General features: G+C 36.4%; 16 protein-coding genes. 3 read left to right on the forward strand and 13 right to left on the reverse strand.

Translation table 11 applies throughout. The features are described 5' to 3' along the window. Positions 1 to 767: 767 nt before the first annotated feature. From ACM55M_RS14080 to ACM55M_RS14090, 3 genes are all read left to right on the forward strand, one after another. Positions 768 to 1,007: a hypothetical protein gene (locus ACM55M_RS14080; RefSeq protein WP_416858293.1), complete on the forward strand. Its 240-nt coding sequence runs from the start codon at positions 768 to 770 to the stop codon at positions 1,005 to 1,007. A 110-nt stretch (positions 1,008 to 1,117) separates the two neighbouring features. Next, entirely contained in the window at positions 1,118 to 1,642 is a 525-nt protein-coding gene (locus tag ACM55M_RS14085) for an ATP-binding protein (protein WP_416858294.1), read from the forward strand. Between the two features lie 236 nt (positions 1,643 to 1,878). Further along, positions 1,879 to 4,221 (forward strand): glycoside hydrolase family 2 TIM barrel-domain containing protein, encoded by a 2,343-nt coding sequence (locus tag ACM55M_RS14090; RefSeq protein ID WP_416858295.1) that lies wholly within the window; start codon positions 1,879 to 1,881, stop codon positions 4,219 to 4,221. Between the two features lie 363 nt (positions 4,222 to 4,584). Here the strand turns inward: ACM55M_RS14090 and ACM55M_RS14095 are convergent, their stop codons facing one another. The 13 genes from ACM55M_RS14095 to ACM55M_RS14155 form a co-directional block, all read right to left on the reverse strand. Further along, on the reverse strand, positions 4,585 to 6,192 hold the full coding sequence (locus ACM55M_RS14095; RefSeq protein ID WP_416858296.1) for a family 43 glycosylhydrolase: 1,608 nt from the start codon (positions 6,190 to 6,192) through the stop codon (positions 4,585 to 4,587). A 483-nt stretch (positions 6,193 to 6,675) separates the two neighbouring features. Beyond that, a complete protein-coding gene (locus ACM55M_RS14100) occupies positions 6,676 to 7,215 on the reverse strand; it encodes a TetR/AcrR family transcriptional regulator (protein WP_416858297.1) in 540 nt (179 codons plus the stop codon). Positions 7,216 to 7,251: 36 nt separating this feature from the next. Then, positions 7,252 to 8,460, reverse strand: coding sequence for a 3-oxoadipyl-CoA thiolase (gene pcaF, locus ACM55M_RS14105; protein ID WP_416858298.1), 1,209 nt, complete (start codon positions 8,458 to 8,460; stop codon positions 7,252 to 7,254). A 16-nt stretch (positions 8,461 to 8,476) separates the two neighbouring features. Continuing rightward, a complete protein-coding gene (locus ACM55M_RS14110) occupies positions 8,477 to 8,995 on the reverse strand; it encodes an FUSC family protein (RefSeq protein WP_416858299.1) in 519 nt (172 codons plus the stop codon). Between the two features lie 62 nt (positions 8,996 to 9,057). Then, positions 9,058 to 10,404: a 3-oxoacid CoA-transferase gene (locus tag ACM55M_RS14115; protein WP_416858300.1), complete on the reverse strand. Its 1,347-nt coding sequence runs from the start codon at positions 10,402 to 10,404 to the stop codon at positions 9,058 to 9,060. 3 nt (positions 10,405 to 10,407) lie between these two features. Further along, positions 10,408 to 11,187: a 3-oxoadipate enol-lactonase gene (pcaD, locus tag ACM55M_RS14120; protein ID WP_416858301.1), complete on the reverse strand. Its 780-nt coding sequence runs from the start codon at positions 11,185 to 11,187 to the stop codon at positions 10,408 to 10,410. Between the two features lie 15 nt (positions 11,188 to 11,202). Then, complete coding sequence (locus ACM55M_RS14125) at positions 11,203 to 11,991, reverse strand: 1,6-dihydroxycyclohexa-2,4-diene-1-carboxylate dehydrogenase (RefSeq protein WP_416858302.1); 789 nt, start codon at positions 11,989 to 11,991, stop codon at positions 11,203 to 11,205. Between the two features lie 16 nt (positions 11,992 to 12,007). Beyond that, on the reverse strand, positions 12,008 to 13,027 hold the full coding sequence (benC, locus tag ACM55M_RS14130) for a benzoate 1,2-dioxygenase electron transfer component BenC (RefSeq protein WP_416858303.1): 1,020 nt from the start codon (positions 13,025 to 13,027) through the stop codon (positions 12,008 to 12,010). Between the two features lie 10 nt (positions 13,028 to 13,037). Beyond that, on the reverse strand, positions 13,038 to 13,523 hold the full coding sequence (gene benB, locus ACM55M_RS14135; protein WP_416858304.1) for a benzoate 1,2-dioxygenase small subunit: 486 nt from the start codon (positions 13,521 to 13,523) through the stop codon (positions 13,038 to 13,040). 1 nt (position 13,524) lies between these two features. After that, positions 13,525 to 14,874 (reverse strand): Rieske 2Fe-2S domain-containing protein, encoded by a 1,350-nt coding sequence (locus ACM55M_RS14140; RefSeq protein ID WP_416858305.1) that lies wholly within the window; start codon positions 14,872 to 14,874, stop codon positions 13,525 to 13,527. A 164-nt stretch (positions 14,875 to 15,038) separates the two neighbouring features. After that, positions 15,039 to 15,965, reverse strand: a complete 927-nt coding sequence (gene catA, locus ACM55M_RS14145) for a catechol 1,2-dioxygenase (RefSeq protein ID WP_416858306.1) — start codon at positions 15,963 to 15,965, stop codon at positions 15,039 to 15,041. 50 nt (positions 15,966 to 16,015) lie between these two features. Then, the gene (gene catC / locus ACM55M_RS14150) at positions 16,016 to 16,306 is read right to left on the reverse strand and encodes a muconolactone Delta-isomerase (RefSeq protein WP_416858307.1); all 291 of its coding nucleotides are present in this window, start codon (positions 16,304 to 16,306) and stop codon (positions 16,016 to 16,018) included. 10 nt (positions 16,307 to 16,316) lie between these two features. After that, positions 16,317 to 17,438 (reverse strand): muconate/chloromuconate family cycloisomerase, encoded by a 1,122-nt coding sequence (locus tag ACM55M_RS14155; protein WP_416858308.1) that lies wholly within the window; start codon positions 17,436 to 17,438, stop codon positions 16,317 to 16,319. Positions 17,439 to 17,742: the final 304 nt, after the last annotated feature.

Consider the following 17,742-nt stretch of genomic DNA (forward strand, 5'->3'; position numbering starts at 1 on the left):
TTTATTACTAAAAACAACCAAACTTATTAAAAAAATTTGGGTAGTCAGCGGGAATTAAGTACTTAATTAACTAAATTACAGTAAATTAAATATATTTCGACTCTATTTTTTTTATTTTTTTTCATAAAACTCTTTTATAGTTGCTTCAATAATAATTTGAACAAATAAATCAACTGATGCTTTCCTCTGTCAGCATGAGTTTTAGGCTACTTCCATCTTTTCCTAGAAACTTATCAGCCTTTGATTTCATGCTAATATTATTCAATCCTACTTGAGGATATATTTAAACAAAGATCAAATTTAAATTGGAAGTTAAAGCGAGGTAATCTTAAAATTAAATTTAAAATATTACGTCTATTCACTTAAGCCATGTATTTATCAAACTCATTTCATATTAAGAATAGTTTTGTAATATCTCCTTTGATTTATAGTAATAAAATTAGGCTAATTTGAATTTAATCGAGTCTCCAAGATTTAAGAAAATATTTATTTACAAAGTAATTTACTTTATATTAGCGAATGATTTAAAAGCTTATTTATAATTATATAACAATTACAGTAAATAAAAACACTTAATACGGAAAACCGCAAATGTGTAAAATAAATAGAGTATAACTTTACGCAATCAACAAATAAACAGCAATTTATGATAACAATATCAGTCCCAATAAGTACGAAAAAAAGATTAACACCATCGCCAACTCCAAGAAAACATCCTAGTATGTTCAGAAGACACTAATTCACAAAAACTAACAACTGTTGACGAAATGAGAGATTTTTTCCAACAAACAGATAGAATTTATTTTGATGAAGCGCCTTACAAAAAAACAGACTTTGCAACCGACCATGATAAAGAAAATATCGAGGTCTTTAGAACTGAAGCTGGATTGAACAATACTATTTCAAAAGAACAGGTATTTCATAACTTGAGGCTGACTACAAAAGAAGCATATTTTAAAAATGGTGCTGTTTTATTCTTTGCCAAAAAAACCGGAACACTTTTTTGAAAAGCAGTAATACGTTGTATAGCATTTGGTGGAACAGAGAAAACATACATTATTGATGATAAAACAATGATTGGCACACTACTATACCAACAATTTTTAAAAAGTAGGTATTGGCTAAATTCGAAACTAGATGTGAAGGGGGAGTTTCCAAACCAAGAAAAGAGTTATGGAAAATTCCGGAAACTCTTTTCAAAGAAGCAATTATAAACTCCTTAGCACATCGAAATTACTATGATAAAGGAGGTCGAATTACAATAGAATTATTTGACGATAAGGTAGAAATCAATAATCCTGGTGCATTAGTGAATGTCATTACACGAAATGAATTTAGAAAAAGAAGCTTAATCCGTAATCCTTTAATTTCGGGCTTATTTGAAAGAATGCGAATGGTAGAACAAATAGGTTCTGGCATTAGGATGCATGACTTGATGAAAGAAAAAGGATTAACACCCCCAGAATTCAATATAGATGGAATGTTCACCGTAACATTCAGAAAACCTTTCGATTTCGACAAGAGGGTGAATCTTTTATCCGAAAATCGCATGAAAATACTCGTAGTATTACATACTAATCTAGATATTAAGAATTCCGAATTAGAGCAAATCGTTCGTCTGATAAATTCATTAAAATCATAGTGCTGAATAAAATGGCAAATGAGCAGTTCAAAAATTAGCTCAGATGGTTTTAGCTTGGATTCTACGAGATACAAGAATTACTTCTGTAATAATATAGGATCTAGTAAACCAGAACAAATGTTGGATTCAATTAAAGCCCTAGACAATACAAGCTTTACCAAAGAGGAACTAAAAAAGATTGGTACCATATTAAAATGATAAAAAAAAAAATAACCCAAATAAAAATTAGAAAAAAAATGAACTATTTTAAGACAAAACACTCTCAACAGCTAAGATTTACCCTCTTATTTCTCTTTTTAGCCTTAGCTACAAACGTTTTTTCCCAAGCACGCAAAATAATTAATTTTGATAGTGGCTGGCAATTTATAAAAGGAGAAGTCCCTGGTGCAGAAAAACCTTTATTTGATGATGCCCAATGGAGAAAACTAGATGTACCTCATGATTGGAGCATTGAAGGCTCTTATGACAGAGCCAACCCATCAGCTCGTGGCGGTGGCTACCTACCTACCGGAATTGGTTGGTATCGCAAAACATTTAAAATCGATAAGTCTGATGCAAAAAAAATATATTCTATCGAATTTGATGGCGTAATGGCTAATAGTGATGTCTGGATAAATGGTAAACATTTAGGAAAACGGCCTTACGGTTATATCAGCTTTACTTATGACCTTACTCCTTATTTAAACCTTGATAAAACTAACGTTATCGCAGTGAGAGCAGATAATTCAATCCAACCAGCTTCTCGTTATTATGCAGGTGCAGGTATTTATCGCCACGTTCGTTTAGTCTCGGTAAATCCAACACATTTCAAACATTGGGGAACATTTATTACAACACCAATTGCTACAAGCGGTAAAGGAGTAGTGAATTTAAAAGTTGAAATTGAAAATAAAGGAGTCGAAGCTGATTACAAATTGCTAATCGAAATTGTTGATGCTAAAGGAAAAGTAGTAAAAACTGCCGAAAGCATAAAAAACATTTCAGCAACGGGTTTGTTTTCGCAAGACATTGAAATCACGAATCCAAAATTATGGGATATTGACGAACCTAATTTATACACTGCAACAACTAAATTATATTCGGGAAAAACACTCATCGATAATCAAACTGTTCCATTTGGAATTAAAAAATCAGAATTTATTGCCGAATCAGGTTTTTGGTTAAATGGTAAAAATTTAAAACTAAAAGGGGTTTGTTTGCATCACGATGGAGGAGCCGTTGGTGCTGCAGTACCTGTAGGGGTATGGAAAGAACGATTTAAAAAATTAAAAGAAGTGGGTGTAAATGCCATACGTACCTCACACAATCCTGTTGCTCCGGAGTTTCTGGACTTATGTGACCAGATGGGATTTTTGGTTATGGATGAAACTTTTGACACCTGGAATTCTGCTAAGCATAATGGAGAAAAAGGCTATAATTTATATTTCACCAATTGGTGGGAACAAGATACAAAAGACATGATTTTGAGAGATCGAAATCATCCCTCCATCGTGATTTATAGCATTGGAAATGAAATACATGATGATCTAAGTTATCCTGAAGGTTATAAAAAGTATGAAATGCAGGAAGATGTTGTAAAGAAATATGACGACACCAGACCCGTGACAATGGCTCTTTTTAGACCTGCAAATTCTAAAGTCTACCTTAGTGGTTTTGCAGAGCAGATGGATGTTGTAGGGCAAAATTATCGTGAAAATGAACTAATCGCTGCACATGAAGCACACCCAAACTGGAAAGTATTAGGTACCGAAAACACCCATGCCATTAATCAATGGCTTGCTTTGCGCGACAAACCGTACATGGCAGGTCAATTTCTATGGACAGGTTATGACTATTTAGGCGAAGCAGATTGGCCGGAAACAACTAATAACCAAGGTCTATTTGATAGAGCGGGAAACTGGAAACAACAATCACTACAAAGAGATAGTTGGTGGTCTGCAGAACCAGTGGTACACCTTATGAGAAAATCTGAAAATGCTGGAGCAGGAAATTGGGTTGCCGATTGGACACCAAACGATTTTGACACTTATGACAATGCAAAAATTCAAGTTTACAGCAATTGCGAGGAAGTAGAACTTTTCCTAAACGAAAAGTCATTAGGGTTACTAAAAAAGCCCGTTGATGATTCACCAAGAGAATGGAATGTCACTTTTGAAGAAGGCACTATAAAGGCAATTGGTAAAAACAATGGAAAAGCTGCAGTTCAAGAAGCATTTACCTCTGCCGGAAAACCGTCAAAAATTATAATTACTAAAAGTAATCCAACGCTCGCAAACAATTGGGATGATGTCTCTTTTATTACCGCAACTATTGTTGATGATAAAGGAGTACCATGTGCGAATGCAGATAACCTAATAAAATTTACTGTTACCAATTCAGGTAAAATTATTGGAGTTGACAATGGCAATATAATTAGTCATGAAGACTACCTGTCTCCTGAAAGAAGAGCATACAACGGGAAAGCGATCGCAATAATTAAGGCAGCCCAAGATGTTGGTAAAATTGAAATAAAAGCTCATGCAGAAGGTTTAGAAGAAGGATCAATAGTTATTGAGATTGTTCCTGAGAAAAGGAACTAATACAACTATGTATATCACCCAAAAAATTGTCTAAAAAAATAATCTTCGGGGCAAGCCCCGAGGATTATTTTCAAGATTTAATAGTCAAAAATAGTTGGTGAAAATGCTATATAGCGTTATAAAATATCCAATTTATAAAGTTTATTGAAATTCGTTTCAATAAACTTTTTTTATTTATGAAAAACTTAAAAAAACGTTGCAAGTAGTTTTTTAGCCGTATGACAAGCCAAAAAAAATAATCACCAACTATTTTTTACCACATTACCATAAATTATTTATCTGCATTTTATCCAATAATAGCTATGAATTTTGTACGATTTTAATGAGCTATTTAATCCATCATACGTTGTATAACCATTAAAACTATTTAATAGTTTTTACCAGCGAGATATCATCAACATGACAAAAAGAATTTGCTGTACCATCTGCTAGGAAACCAATTTCAATCTTTCCTCCTTCGACAGGTATATTTTCAATACTTACCGTTTTCCATGATGTATTTTCCTCCTTAACACTATATTTTAATGTATTACCATTATTTAAAGCATACATTTCCAAGTGGGCAAAACCATTGCTATTTTTTACTTTTACGGTCAGTGTATAGAATCCATCTTCCAATTTCACATACGGTGAAGAAGCAATTGTCTGGAAAATTTTTCGCTTAAAACTAACCTTGTCGCTAATATTCAGGCTTTTTTCGCCTATTACAATCTTTCTGTCATTTTCGCTATTAAAATAGTTTAAGACTGGCGAATTAATACTGTCAAGTCCAATCTCATTCCCAGCAATAACCTCAGTAGCCCAGCCGGTTAATTGTATTTGTATTGGTTTAAAATGGCTAGGAATATGCCTTCGATCTGCCTCAAAACTACCATTCTTTACATAATTGTTGTCATCGGCTACTTTCCACATACCTGTTCTGGTATCCAAGTTCCATGAACTGAGTGAATTGAAGTAGGGAGTTTTATCATCAAACGAAAGTGGAAACCATTGGTTATAACCTAATCCGTTGCCCGCAAAATTAGCCCATCGATCTCCGCAGTAAACTACTGTTTCCTGTTTGTTACCTTTAACAGAACAGAAAAAACCAGTCTGCGTTACATGTGCGAAGTCATCTGAACTTCCTTTCATAACCAACATCTCGTTGGTAGGCGTATAAGGCCCCCTGATATTATCGGCTACCAGATAATAGGCATAAGAGGAATCCCATCCATATATATTTGACGCAAACATGTAATACTTGTTGTTGTATTTGAACATGCAATTTCCTTCACGACTTTCTCCCTTAAAAACTTCTGTACAATCCAAAAGGTTTACCTTTCCCTCTTTAAGACCGATTTCCGAGACATATATCTTGTTACGTCCTTTTCCATAAGAATAAATGAGGTAAGACTTTCCTGTATCTTCATCGGTAAATACGGTTTGATCTCCAGTGTTGCTAGTCCCAATCATTTGCTCCATATTTATTTTCTGATGCCATGTAAATTCACCTGTTGGCGAATCTGAAACAGTAATCAATACCTCCTTATCATGTTGAACAAACATGGCATATTTATGCAGTTCATTGATGTAAGTTACACCTAAGCGACCCACCCAGGTCTTCCCTGACTTATTTACTTTGTCTTTAGTTAAAACATCACCTTCAAACGTCCAGTTGACTAAATCTAAAGAGCTATAACAGGTTACAGATTCAAAAGTAGAGGTCGTTTGCGTAATAAATGGCGTATTGCGATAGCTGTCGGCCTCAATATAATGAACTCCATACCAGTAATACTTTTTTACACCTGTTACTGGATCATCGAATTTAAATATACCACCACCCTGGCTATTAATCGGACGCCCATCTTTGGTATTCCAAAATACATCATTTTTGATATTAAGTTTCTGAGCATAACTAGTTGAACATATTCCTATACAACAAGCCCACATCAGAATAACAACACTAAAAGAATAACATTTTTTTATTTTCATTACTATTTTCCTATTTCAATTTGATTAATAAATTATTTATCAATCCTATAAACAAATCAATCAATGTAAATAAGTTTTCTAAATTCGCTAATAATTAATAAATGTACCTAATCGCAATTAGCTAACCGTCATGCACTATCCTGCATTATTTTTATCTGTTCTGCCTGCGCAAAAGAATTGGTGCCGAAAGTAATCTCTAAAAATAAAATGTTGTAAACCCGTTGTCTGTAATTATTTGAAGTGAAATAAATGGATTAGATATTAGTCAATATACTGAAATTAAGGGTGTTTATTGCGAAAAACAAACTAACATCTATGTGAAATATGGTGGAAAATTATTTTAGAGTTTTAAAAGTTTTAAGTTCTTTGAATATTGATTTCCTATCATCAAATACACCTTGAATATCATTTAAAATATGGAAATACCAAAAAGGATTAATCTAAAAACTACTTTTCCAATATCAAAAGGAAACTTCCCATTACTTAATTGAAATTCTTATATTTCTGTTGTAGTAGTTTTGTCAAGGCACTTTCTGTTTTAGAATCCAATTGTTTCGAGGCAAAATGTTTCCACATTCCATCGATATAAATCAGTAGCAATTCCGCTTCCAAAGCTGGATTTTCATACTGCAATTTCGAAAAAGCTACTGTTAGTTTTTCGTAACAAGGCTTCATAAAAATGTCGTGGTATTTTTGAGAAAGTGAATTTAATGCAATGATTTTATGTTGCATTTTCCAAAAATCGGGATGCGAATCTACCAAAATTTGAGGAACCTCAACAATTTTCAAAATGTATTGCAATCCGTTTTCGTCATTCAAATAATTGGAAATTATTTTTGCTGCTTCTTGATAGCCATGTTTAATAATTTCTTCCAATAATTTTTCTTTGGTACCAAAATGCCTAAAAATCAATGCTTCTGAAGTTTCCGCCTCAGAAGCTATTGATTTTGTAGAAGTGGCTCGCTCCCCATTTTCTGTAAACAATTTGAGAGCAGCGTCAAGTATATCCTTTTTTTTGCTCATCTGTAAATTATTTAGATTGAGAGCGTTTTTATAATTTTAAACTCTTTCAATGATTACTGCATACCCTTGTCCAACACCAATACACATGGTTGCCAAAGCATATCGCTTTTGTAACCGTTGCAATGATAAAGCAGCGCTGTACACTATTCTGGTTCCTGACATTCCCAGTGGATGTCCCAAGGCAATTGCTCCTCCATTCACATTAACTCTGGAATCATTGTCTTGAAGTCCCATGGCTCTGGTACAGGCCAAACTCTGGGCTGCGAAGGCTTCGTTCAATTCAATAATGTCGATATCATTCAATGTTAATCCGGCTTTCGCCAATGCTTTTTGTGTTGCCGTAACGGGGCCAATTCCCATAATTCTAGGTTCAACACCCACAACGGCCGAACTTACGATTCGGGCTAACGGTTTTAAATTGTATTTTTTTACCGCTTTATCAGAAGCAATAAAAGTAGCTGCTGCACCGTCATTCAATCCCGAAGCATTTCCTGCAGTAACTGTTCCTTCTGCTTTGAAAGCTGGTTTTAATTTAGCCAGTGTTTCGATAGTTGTACTGGCTCTGATGAATTCATCTTCAAAGAAAACAATTGAATCCCCTTTTCGCTGCGGAATGCTAACGGGAATAATTTCTTGCGCCAACACTCCATTTTTTTGGGCTTGAGTTGCTTTCATTTGTGAATTGTAAGCGAAAAAATCTTGGTCTTCCCGACTGATATCATACAAATCCACTAAATTTTCAGCAGTAATTCCCATAGGATCTACGCCGTACATTTGTTTCATTTTTGGGTTTACAAAACGCCATCCAAAACTGGAATCTTCCATTTTTGAATCGGTTCCAAAAGCTTTAGATGCTTTTGAAATCACCAATGGACCATGGGTCATGTGTTCTACTCCACCAGCAATAAAAATATCACCATCTCCAGCTTTAATAGCTCTTGACGCACCAATAATTGCAGACATTCCTGATGCACATAATCTGTTGACCGTTTCTCCCGGAACTGTAACCGGTAGTCCCGCCAGCAATGACGCCATTCGAGCCACATTACGATTGTCTTCTCCAGCCTGATTGTGACACCCTAAAATGACATCATCAATCGCAGCGGGTGGAATATTTGGATTTCTATTTACTAATGCTGTAATGACAATTGCCGCCAAATCATCTGCTCTCAAGGCAGAAAGTGTTCCTCCAAAACTTCCTATTGGCGTTCTGATACCATCAATTATATATGCTTCTGTATTCATTTTTATTACTTTTAAATTATAATTCTTCTTGCGGAAGGTTTGCTTTTTTTCTCCAATAATTAATTACCACCGATGTGATAATGGTAATCGATAATCCAATGAAACATCCGGTAGTCACTGATATAAAACGTTCTACAGCTCCTATCCATGACATTTGCGTCTGTTCATGAATCAATACAATAATGAGTGCTACAATTGCGGTTCGCGCCACATTCATCAGTTTAAATAAATAACAAGTGCTAATGGAAAGAACAATACCCAACAATAGCATATAGACATTTGGGGCATGAATAAAATAACAAAACAATCCAATTCCGGAACCAATTAGGTTCGATTTAAACCGTTCAATCGATAAACGACGCGCATCTTTTGCTTCGGGCGAAATCACCAAAATAATAGAAAGCATCGTCCAATACAGTTCATATTGAGGAAAACCCAAATACAATTGATAGCCAATTAGAAAACCAATGATGCATTTGAACCCATAAATAATTAAATCAGATCCGATACTGTATCGTATTAATTTGTTTACCATTCGATTAGTATTAGATTCATTAGAATTGAAAAACTAAAGGTAATTCTATTCTATCCTTCTTTTTAGGCCAATTGTTCCACGAATTTTGCTTCCGTTTTTTCTCGAATTTCTTCTAATGTTGCTCCCGGCATTAGTTCTATTAAAGTGAGTTTGTTGTCAATATATTTGAAAACGGCCAATTCTGTAATCACCATATCAACAGACCCTAAAGTCGTCAAAGGCAATGTACAAGTAGGTAAAATTTTGGAACTTCCGTCTCTGTTGTTGTGATTCATGGTAATAATCAGCGTTTTTGCTCCTGAGGCCAAATCCATTGCTCCACCAACTCCCAATAAAGGTTGTCCCGGAACAGCCCAATTCGCCAGATTTGCATGCTCATCTACTTCTAAACCGCCCATTACTGCAACATCAACATGTTTTCCACGAATCATGGCAAAAGAATCTGCACTGTCAAAATAACTGCTTCCCGGTACTGCCGTAACTGGAATTTTCCCCGCGTTTACCGGATAATTCATTGCTCCTCCACCATCTACAGGTTCTGGACCAACGCCCAACATTCCGTTTTCAGTATGTAAAATAACACCGTGTTTTGGTGTAATTAAATCGGCAACTAAAGTTGGAATTCCAATTCCTAAATTGACTACATCTCCTTTTTTCAATTCCTGTAATGCGCGTTTGGCAATATTCATACGGTCTTCACTCACTTTTTTCCCTTTACTCACCGATGCCGATGAACCTAAGTCTTCCAAAGTAAGTGTCGCCTGAACCAAGTAATCGACGTAGCACCCCGGTGTGTGAATATAATTGGGATCTAAAGTGCCTTCCGGTACGATTTCTTCCACTTCAGCAACAACCAAATCAGCTGCCGTTGCCATAGCGCGATTGAAATTTTGCTCGGTCATACGATAGATTAAATTTCCTGCTGTATCTGCTTTCCAAGCTCTGATAAAAGCAACGTCTCCACGAATTCCTTTCACAAAAACCTGTTCAACACCATCAATTATTTTAGTCTCTTTCCCTTCTGCAATAGTTGTTCCCGCAGCTGTTGGCGTATAAAAACCTCCTATTCCTGCCCCTCCGGCTCTTAAGGCTTCGGCCAGAGTTCCCTGTGGTATCAATTCATATTCCACAATTCCATCTTGAGCCGCTTTCACCGCTTCGGGATTACTGGTAAAAAAAGAACCAATCATTTTTTTCAATTGTCCGTTTCGCAACAAACGTCCGCCCCCAATTCCCGCTTCGCCTACATTATTTCCAATAAAAGTGATGTTTTTAGTTTCAGTTTTCGATAAAGCATCCATTAAATGGACTGGATTTCCCGTCATCCCAAAACCACCTTGCAATAAGGTATCACCATCCTTTACGAATGCTGCGGCTTGTTCGGTTGTTATTTGTGGAACTGTTTTCATAATTTAATTTTTAATAAATTCTATAAGTAGTTTTGTAAAATCATCGGCTTTTTCAATATTAGAAATATGAGCCGTTTTTAAGCCAGCTAATATCGAATTTGGAATTTTTTCCATTAGAAAATCACCATCTTTTATGGTTGTCACCAAATCCTCTGTACCGGAAATAATTAAGGTTGGTGCTAAAATTTTGGAAACTTCATCTGTAAAATTAGCATCCCGAACGGCAGCACAACAAGAAATATATCCTGCTACTGGCGTTTGCACAAACGTTGCTAAAACCGAATCAACTTCCCCTTTATTTTCGCTGACAAATTCAGTTGTGAACCAGCGTTCCTGCGTTCCAGAAACGATACTGTCCAAACCATTTTTTTGAACCGTTTCAATTCGGGTATTCCAGCCTTCCTTGTTTCCAATTTTTACGCCAGTATTACAAAGTATCAGTTTGTTCAACCGTTTCGACGCATGAATTCCTAACCATTGTCCGGTCAATCCGCCAATAGATAATCCACAGAAATTTACTTTTTCAATCTTCAGAGAATCCAATAAATCCAATACATCGTTCCCTAGCATTTCAATCGAATATTCTCCTTCGGTAGCTTCGCTTTTTCCATGACCGCGAGTATCGTATCGCAGGATATTAAATTCTTTACCAAGCAATTCTACTTGTTTATCCCACATCGTCAAATCAGTTCCTAATGAATTAGAAAAAACAATAGTATGCTGCTTCTTGAAATCATCAAACACATAATTCAGTACTGTGTTCTGCATTTTTATTTTTGACATTATCCTATTTTTTTATTAACCCAAATCACCACCGGCAACCGGAATTGTAATTCCTGTGATATACGACGCTTCATCAGATGCCAGAAAAAGTATGGCTGAAGTTTGTTCTTCAATGGTTCCGTAGCGTTTCATTAAACTCGATTCGGTGGTTTGATCAGCCACTTCTTGTCTCCATATTTTTTCTTGCTCCGAATCTGGAGTTTCATTTCGGAGAATCAAACGTTCCGGAGCTACCGTTCCACCTGGTGCAACCGCATTTACCCGAATGTTTTTTTCAGCATATTCGAAAGCCATAGCAGCCGTGAGGGCATTGACTCCCCCTTTTGCAGCAGCATAAGGAACCCGATTAATTCCTCTGGTGGCAACCGAAGAAACATTCACAATTACACCTCCTTTTTGATCTAGCATAACCGGAAGAACGGCTCTGCATCCCCATAGCGTTGGGAAAAGGGAACGGCGAATTTCTTTTTCTATTTGATCTTCTTCGTAGGTTGCAAAAGGTTTCATCCAGATTGTTCCGCCAACATTGTTAATCAAAATGTCTATTCTTCCAAACTTTGCAACTGCTTGTTCAACTGCCGACTGAAAATCTGAAAACTGTTCCAAATCGGCAACAACAGGAAGTGCTTTATGCTGTTGTTCTTCACTCAATTGTGAAGCTATCTCATTTACTATTGGAGAACGATCAATTAATACAACCGAACCACCTTCGGCTAAAAGTTGCAATGCAACCGTTTTTCCTATTCCTTGCGCGGCACCGGTAACAAGCGCCACTTTTCCTGAAAATCTATTGGGGTGAAGCATTTTTACTGTTTAAAAATTATAATTGTACATTTTCCTGACCCGTTGGAACAAACTTTTCCATGTAAAAATTAACATGTTGAATTGCCTCTTTGTCAAGCGTTGTTTTTACCGCTTCTACCATCGCATTTGGTCCACAGATATAAATATCATAGGCTTTATCGCCCAGAAGCTCTTTGTTAATCCATTGCGTAACAAATCCTTTATTATGACCTTCCGCTTGTTCATCAGAAGTACAAGTGAATAGTTGCAATGGCATAATTTCACTAAACGCTTTCAAACGTTCCAATTCCACTACATTTTCCCCTGTCGTTGCTCCGTAAAACAAATGAATAGGAGTAGTATTTTTTTCTGCTTTTAGCTTTTCAAGCATTGCCATAAAAGGTGCAATACCTGTACCGCCAGCAATAAAGATTAAATCACGTTGCGCCTCTCTTAAATAAAAACTTCCCAAAGGAGTTACAATGTTTAATTCCCCACCTACAGTTGCCTCCTCTTTTAGATACGTACTCATCAATCCTCCTGGAACTAATTTGATTAAAAACTCCCCTTCAGAAGCATCAGGTTGTGAACTGTACGAATACGATCTGGTTTGTGAAGTTCCCGGAACCTCAATATTTACATATTGTCCCGGAAGAAATTGAAAAGAGCTCCCGTCAGCAGCACGCAATTTTAACTGGTAGATTTCGGAAGACAATCGGTTTAATTCCTTGATTTCGGTAGCGACAGCCGTAGATTTAACTTTACAGGCAGTAGAACTTGCCAAAATATCAACCACAAGGTTTGATTTTGGTCTCACTTGACAAGCAAGCGCAAAACCCGCCGCTGCTTCTTCATCTGATAAGGCTTCTTCGATATAGTCTCCCGCATCGAAATTTCCTGATCTCATTTTACATTTACAAGTACCACAAGCGCCATCAGCGCAATCTAACGGAATGTTTATCCCAACACGATACGCAGTTTCTGCTACAGTTTCATTAGGTAAACTATCTATAAATCGGGTAACTCCGTCCTCAAAGTTTAATGCTATTTTTGCCATTACTTTTGTATTAAATATGATATATGTCAAGCACTTGTCGAATGTAATCGTTCTTAAGGATGACTTTTTTATTAGTGATTAAAAATGAATCTTCCACTTTTTTCAAAGTGTAGAAGGAAACACCAAAAAACTGATCCAATTTATTGTATCGAAAGCTTAGTGTATTCCAGTTAAAACGTATTTTAACTTCATCGTTGTTTTCTTCCAGAATTTCAAGATTGGTGCAATTATGACTTGTTCTGGTGTCCGGTAAAGTAGCGCTCGAACGTTCGGTTCTGATTCTAAAAATACGGTCTTCCAAACCATTTCTGTTTGGATAATAAATCAACGAAATTTCAGTTTCGTGATTTGTCGTTAGATTATCCTCGTCATCCCAAGATGGCATCCAAAACGTTACTTTTTCATCGTATAGCTCTAGCCATTCATCCCATTGTTTGTCATCTAAATATCTCGCTTCCTGATAAACAAATGCCTGTATTTTATCGTAATTAGTCATCTTACAAATTGTTTTCTAGATTAATCAATTCCTCTTTTGCTAAAGCTTCTTTCAAGGTTTCTGCCCAATACTGGTGTTGCATCAGGAACAATCCTTCGTCTTCGGTTCTAATTCCGCTTAATTTTGGATTGATTCCCATGGCGGTAGCATGTTCGTCCGGACCATAAACCCAATGTTCTGCTCCACGGCTCACATCGTTCCAAGGCATGGCTTTTGCCAAATAACTTTCCTGACACGATCTGAATTCTTCTAAATCATCAGGAGTTCCCATTCCCGTTACGTTGAAAAAATCTTCGTATTGACGAATACGCAACGCACGGTCTGCTGATGGTTCATTTTTTGGTGCCATACAGTAAATAGTCACTTCCGATTTATCGACAGAGATTGGTCGAACCACACGAATTTGAGTCGAAAACTGATCCATCAAATACACATTTGGATAAATAGCCAAGTTGCGGGTTTCGTTGACAATGAAATTGGTTCTTTCTTCACCAAGAGTGCCATTTAATCTATCCAATTGACTGTAAAGAGGGCGCACTTCCGGATTCAGCATTTTCGTCCAAAGTAACATGTGACCATTTTCGAAACCATAAACACCGCCTACACTTTTCGACCATCCGTTAGGATCTACCGCTTGTACACCGTCTTCTTTACGGTTCCCCATGGTTGCCACATAATTCCAATGCACGGAGCTTACATGGTAGCCATCAGCGCCATTTTCCATTTGCATTTTCCAGTTTGCATCATAGGTATAAGTAGAAGCTCCTCGTACAACTTCCAATCCAAATTCAGCCTGATCTACCATTTGATCAATAATCTTTTTAGTCTCACCCAAATAGTCTTCCAATGAAGAAGAATCTGGATTTAAGCTGCCAAATAAAAATCCTTTGTACGATTCAAATCGTGCCACTTTTTTCAAATCATGAGACCCTTCTGTGTTGAACTGTTCCGGATATCCTGCGCCTTTTACATCTTTTACTTTTAATAATTTCCCCGAATTATTAAAAGTCCAACCGTGAAAAGGACACGTATATGTTGATTTATTTCCTTTTTTATAGCGACAAAGCTGTGCTCCTCTGTGGCTGCACGCATTAATAAAAGCATTCAATTCACCTTCTTTATTGCGAGCGATAAAGATGGGTTGTCTGCCAATATGAGTCGTGAAATAATCATTGGCTTCCGTTATTTGGCTTTCATGAGCCAAATACACCCAATTGTTTTCGAAAATATATTTCATTTCCAATTCGAACAACTCCGGATTGGTAAAGGATTCTCTGTTATGACGATAAAGACCTTCAGAAACGTTGTGTTCCAATAGGCTTTCTACATATTCTTTATTTAATTTTTCCATTAGTGTTGTTGTTTAGTAGTCATAACCTACCCGCTCCGGAGTTATTTTGGGGTAAAACCACCATGAGAATGACTCAAAAAATCAATACGATTTGTTCCTTCTCACGGGGATTCTACAAGTCCAAAAAAGATTCGGGAAATGGCAATAGACCGTTTCTTTTTTTATTATACTACAGATTCAGCTCTCAATCGCTCTACTTCTGCATCGTGAATTCCTTCCACTTCTTTGTGCAAAGTGAAGTCGAAATCGATTGAGGAAAAAGGCTTGTCTAATCCTTTTTCTTTGATTTTTTCCACATCAGTAATAACAGTAAGATCCGGAATCAAACCTTCACGCGTTGCAAAAGCAAAATCATCCCATAAGTAGGGATCACCATCAAAGTTAATTTGTGTCGTTAATTTTCTGCAGCCTGGCGCTGAAACAAAGAAATGAACGTGAGATGGGCGATTTCCGTGACGACCAACGGCATTTAAAAGCACTTCTGTTGATCCACCTGGAGGAACTCCATATCCGGAAGGAAGGATGCTGCGAAATTGATAGTTTCCGTTTTCATCCGTTTCTATCGTTCCGCGTAAATTGAAATCACTTTGTGATTGGTCAAAATAAGAATAATTTCCTTTTAAATTAGCATGCCAAACTTCAACAATTGCATTAGGAATTGGATTGTTATCAGCATCCAAAACTTTTCCCTGCATGAAGAAAATCTCCCCTTGTTCTACTTCAGTTCCGTCGTCAATACGCGCAAATCCTTTTGATTTTGGAGCGCCGGCAACATAAAGTGGCCCTTCAATAGTTCTTGGTGTTCCACCTGTCATTCCTGCTTTTTCTTCTTCTTCATCCATACGTAAGTCTAAGAAATGTTCTATTCCTAAACCTGCAGCGATCAAACCGTATTCTTCATTTTGACCTGCTTGTGTCAAGTAATTTACTGCTGTCCAAACTTCATCCGGTTGGATATCTAAATCTTCGATGGTATAAAACAAGTCACGAAGGATTCTGTTTACAATTGCTTTAGCTCTTTCGCTTCCAGCTTCTATTTTTTCAGTACTTTCAATTTTTTGAAGTAATCCGTCTATTTGTGGTCTAGTCATGATATTGATTTTTTAAATTTATTATAGTTTTTTTTGATTGTTTAAAAGGGTTACAATTCTCCTTCTTTAATGGAAGAATAGTGTTTGCATAATGATTTTACTTCGATTTCCATAAAAGGAAAAAGGGGTAAATTGCTCAGAATCTCATGAAGTTCAGCCGGACTTTCTACATTGAAAATACTGATATTGGAATACTTCCCGACGATTCTCCAAATGGTTACCCATTTTCCGCTGCGTTGCAAATCTTGGGACATTGCTTTTTCTTTTGCTTTTAATTCGTTTACAAAATTCACATCGGAATCATGTGGAATTTTTACGGTCATTTCTACGTGGAATAACATAGTTTTATTTTTATTTGCGTTTATATTGATTGAGTTTTTCTAAATCTAATTCCAAGCCTAAGCCCGGACCTTGTGGGATTTTCATCGAAGCATTCGAAAATGCTACTTTGGTTTTTACAATATCATCCGTTAATAATAATGGACCGAAAAGTTCTGTTCCCCATGACATTGTTTTCAAAGTACTAAAAGCATGCGCCGAAGCCACAGAACCAATTGTTCCTTCCAATAAGGTTCCTCCATACAAACTGATATCAGCAGCTTCTGCAATCGCAGCCACTTTTAAAACATTATGCAATCCACCAGATTTTCCGATTTTTAAAGCAAAAACATCGCCACCTCTTATTTTCGCTAATTTGAAAGCATCCGTACTGTCGTTCAGTGCTTCATCTGCCATAATGGGCACGGTAAACATTTTGGTTAAACGAGCCAAACCTTCAAAATTTTCTTTAATAATAGGCTGTTCAATCAAATCAATTCCTGCTTCTTGAAGTTTAGCAATGCTAATTTTTGCGGTACTTTCGTCCCAAGCCTGATTCACATCTACCGTTACTTTTGCTCTGTCTCCCAACGCTTTTTTGATAGCGGCAACGTGAGCGATTGAAATTTCTGGCGCTTGCCAGCCAATTTTCAATTTGAAAGTAGTGTGTCTTCCAATGGCCAAAAGATGTTCCGCTTCTTCAATATCCTGTTGTGTATTTCCGCTTGCCAAGGTCCATAAAACAGGTAAAGTTTCGGTAATTGCACCTCCTAATAAAGTTCCAATAGAGACACCCAATCGTTTTCCATGCGTATCTAGAAGCGCTGTTTCAATTCCGGATTTTGCAATTCGGTTGCCTTTAATGTTTTTTTCAATCCAAAACATGGCTTTGTGAATATTGGTCGCATCCTGACCCACTAATAAAGGAGCAAAATAAGTATCAATGTTGAGCTTCATGCTTTCCGGAGATTCCTCTCCATAACTCAATCCACCAATTGTTGTCGCTTCTCCAATCCCTTCAATTCCATCACTGCAAAACAAACGGATGATAACCATAGTTTGTTTTTTCATTACGGTCATAGAGAGATGATGCGGGCGAATTGTTGGCAAATCCACCAGAATGGCTTCAATTTTTTCAATAATAGGATTATTCATTTCTTAATATATAATTTTATTTGATTTCAACAGGAGTAAGTACTCACTCACAAACAATTAAGTGCTCACTTACTGTTTGCTTATCACAAATTTATAGCTAAAAGCAGGGTCTAAAATTGGATTAATTTGCTATTAATGAGACAAATCAAACAAATAGACAAAAAACATAACTATTTGTTTACAAAACCTTTAAATAGGAAAACAAAGAAAAACAACCCTGATTTTCTTTAAAAAGCAGGACAAACAAGATTTTTTGTAGTACGATTGGAAATAAGATTGTCATAAACACCTAATTTATAGGGTT

The organism is Flavobacterium galactosi, assembly GCF_048158585.1.
GTDB classification, from domain to species: Bacteria; Bacteroidota; Bacteroidia; order Flavobacteriales; family Flavobacteriaceae; genus Flavobacterium; species Flavobacterium galactosi.

Bases quoted from the DNA above. Each gene is read 5' to 3' on its own strand.
- ACM55M_RS14080 (WP_416858293.1), top strand. From the start codon at position 768: ATGAGAGATTTTTTCCAACAAACAGATAGAATTTATTTTGATGAAGCG.
- ACM55M_RS14090 (WP_416858295.1), top strand. From the start codon at position 1,879: ATGAACTATTTTAAGACAAAACACTCTCAACAGCTAAGATTTACCCTC.
- ACM55M_RS14095 (WP_416858296.1), bottom strand. From the start codon at position 6,192: ATGAAAATAAAAAAATGTTATTCTTTTAGTGTTGTTATTCTGATGTGG.
- ACM55M_RS14100 (WP_416858297.1), bottom strand. From the start codon at position 7,215: ATGAGCAAAAAAAAGGATATACTTGACGCTGCTCTCAAATTGTTTACA.
- pcaF (WP_416858298.1), bottom strand. From the start codon at position 8,460: ATGAATACAGAAGCATATATAATTGATGGTATCAGAACGCCAATAGGA.
- ACM55M_RS14110 (WP_416858299.1), bottom strand. From the start codon at position 8,995: ATGGTAAACAAATTAATACGATACAGTATCGGATCTGATTTAATTATT.
- ACM55M_RS14115 (WP_416858300.1), bottom strand. From the start codon at position 10,404: ATGAAAACAGTTCCACAAATAACAACCGAACAAGCCGCAGCATTCGTA.
- pcaD (WP_416858301.1), bottom strand. From the start codon at position 11,187: ATGTCAAAAATAAAAATGCAGAACACAGTACTGAATTATGTGTTTGAT.
- ACM55M_RS14125 (WP_416858302.1), bottom strand. From the start codon at position 11,991: ATGCTTCACCCCAATAGATTTTCAGGAAAAGTGGCGCTTGTTACCGGT.
- benC (WP_416858303.1), bottom strand. From the start codon at position 13,027: ATGGCAAAAATAGCATTAAACTTTGAGGACGGAGTTACCCGATTTATA.
- benB (WP_416858304.1), bottom strand. From the start codon at position 13,523: ATGACTAATTACGATAAAATACAGGCATTTGTTTATCAGGAAGCGAGA.
- ACM55M_RS14140 (WP_416858305.1), bottom strand. From the start codon at position 14,874: ATGGAAAAATTAAATAAAGAATATGTAGAAAGCCTATTGGAACACAAC.
- catA (WP_416858306.1), bottom strand. From the start codon at position 15,965: ATGACTAGACCACAAATAGACGGATTACTTCAAAAAATTGAAAGTACT.
- catC (WP_416858307.1), bottom strand. From the start codon at position 16,306: ATGTTATTCCACGTAGAAATGACCGTAAAAATTCCACATGATTCCGAT.
- ACM55M_RS14155 (WP_416858308.1), bottom strand. From the start codon at position 17,438: ATGAATAATCCTATTATTGAAAAAATTGAAGCCATTCTGGTGGATTTG.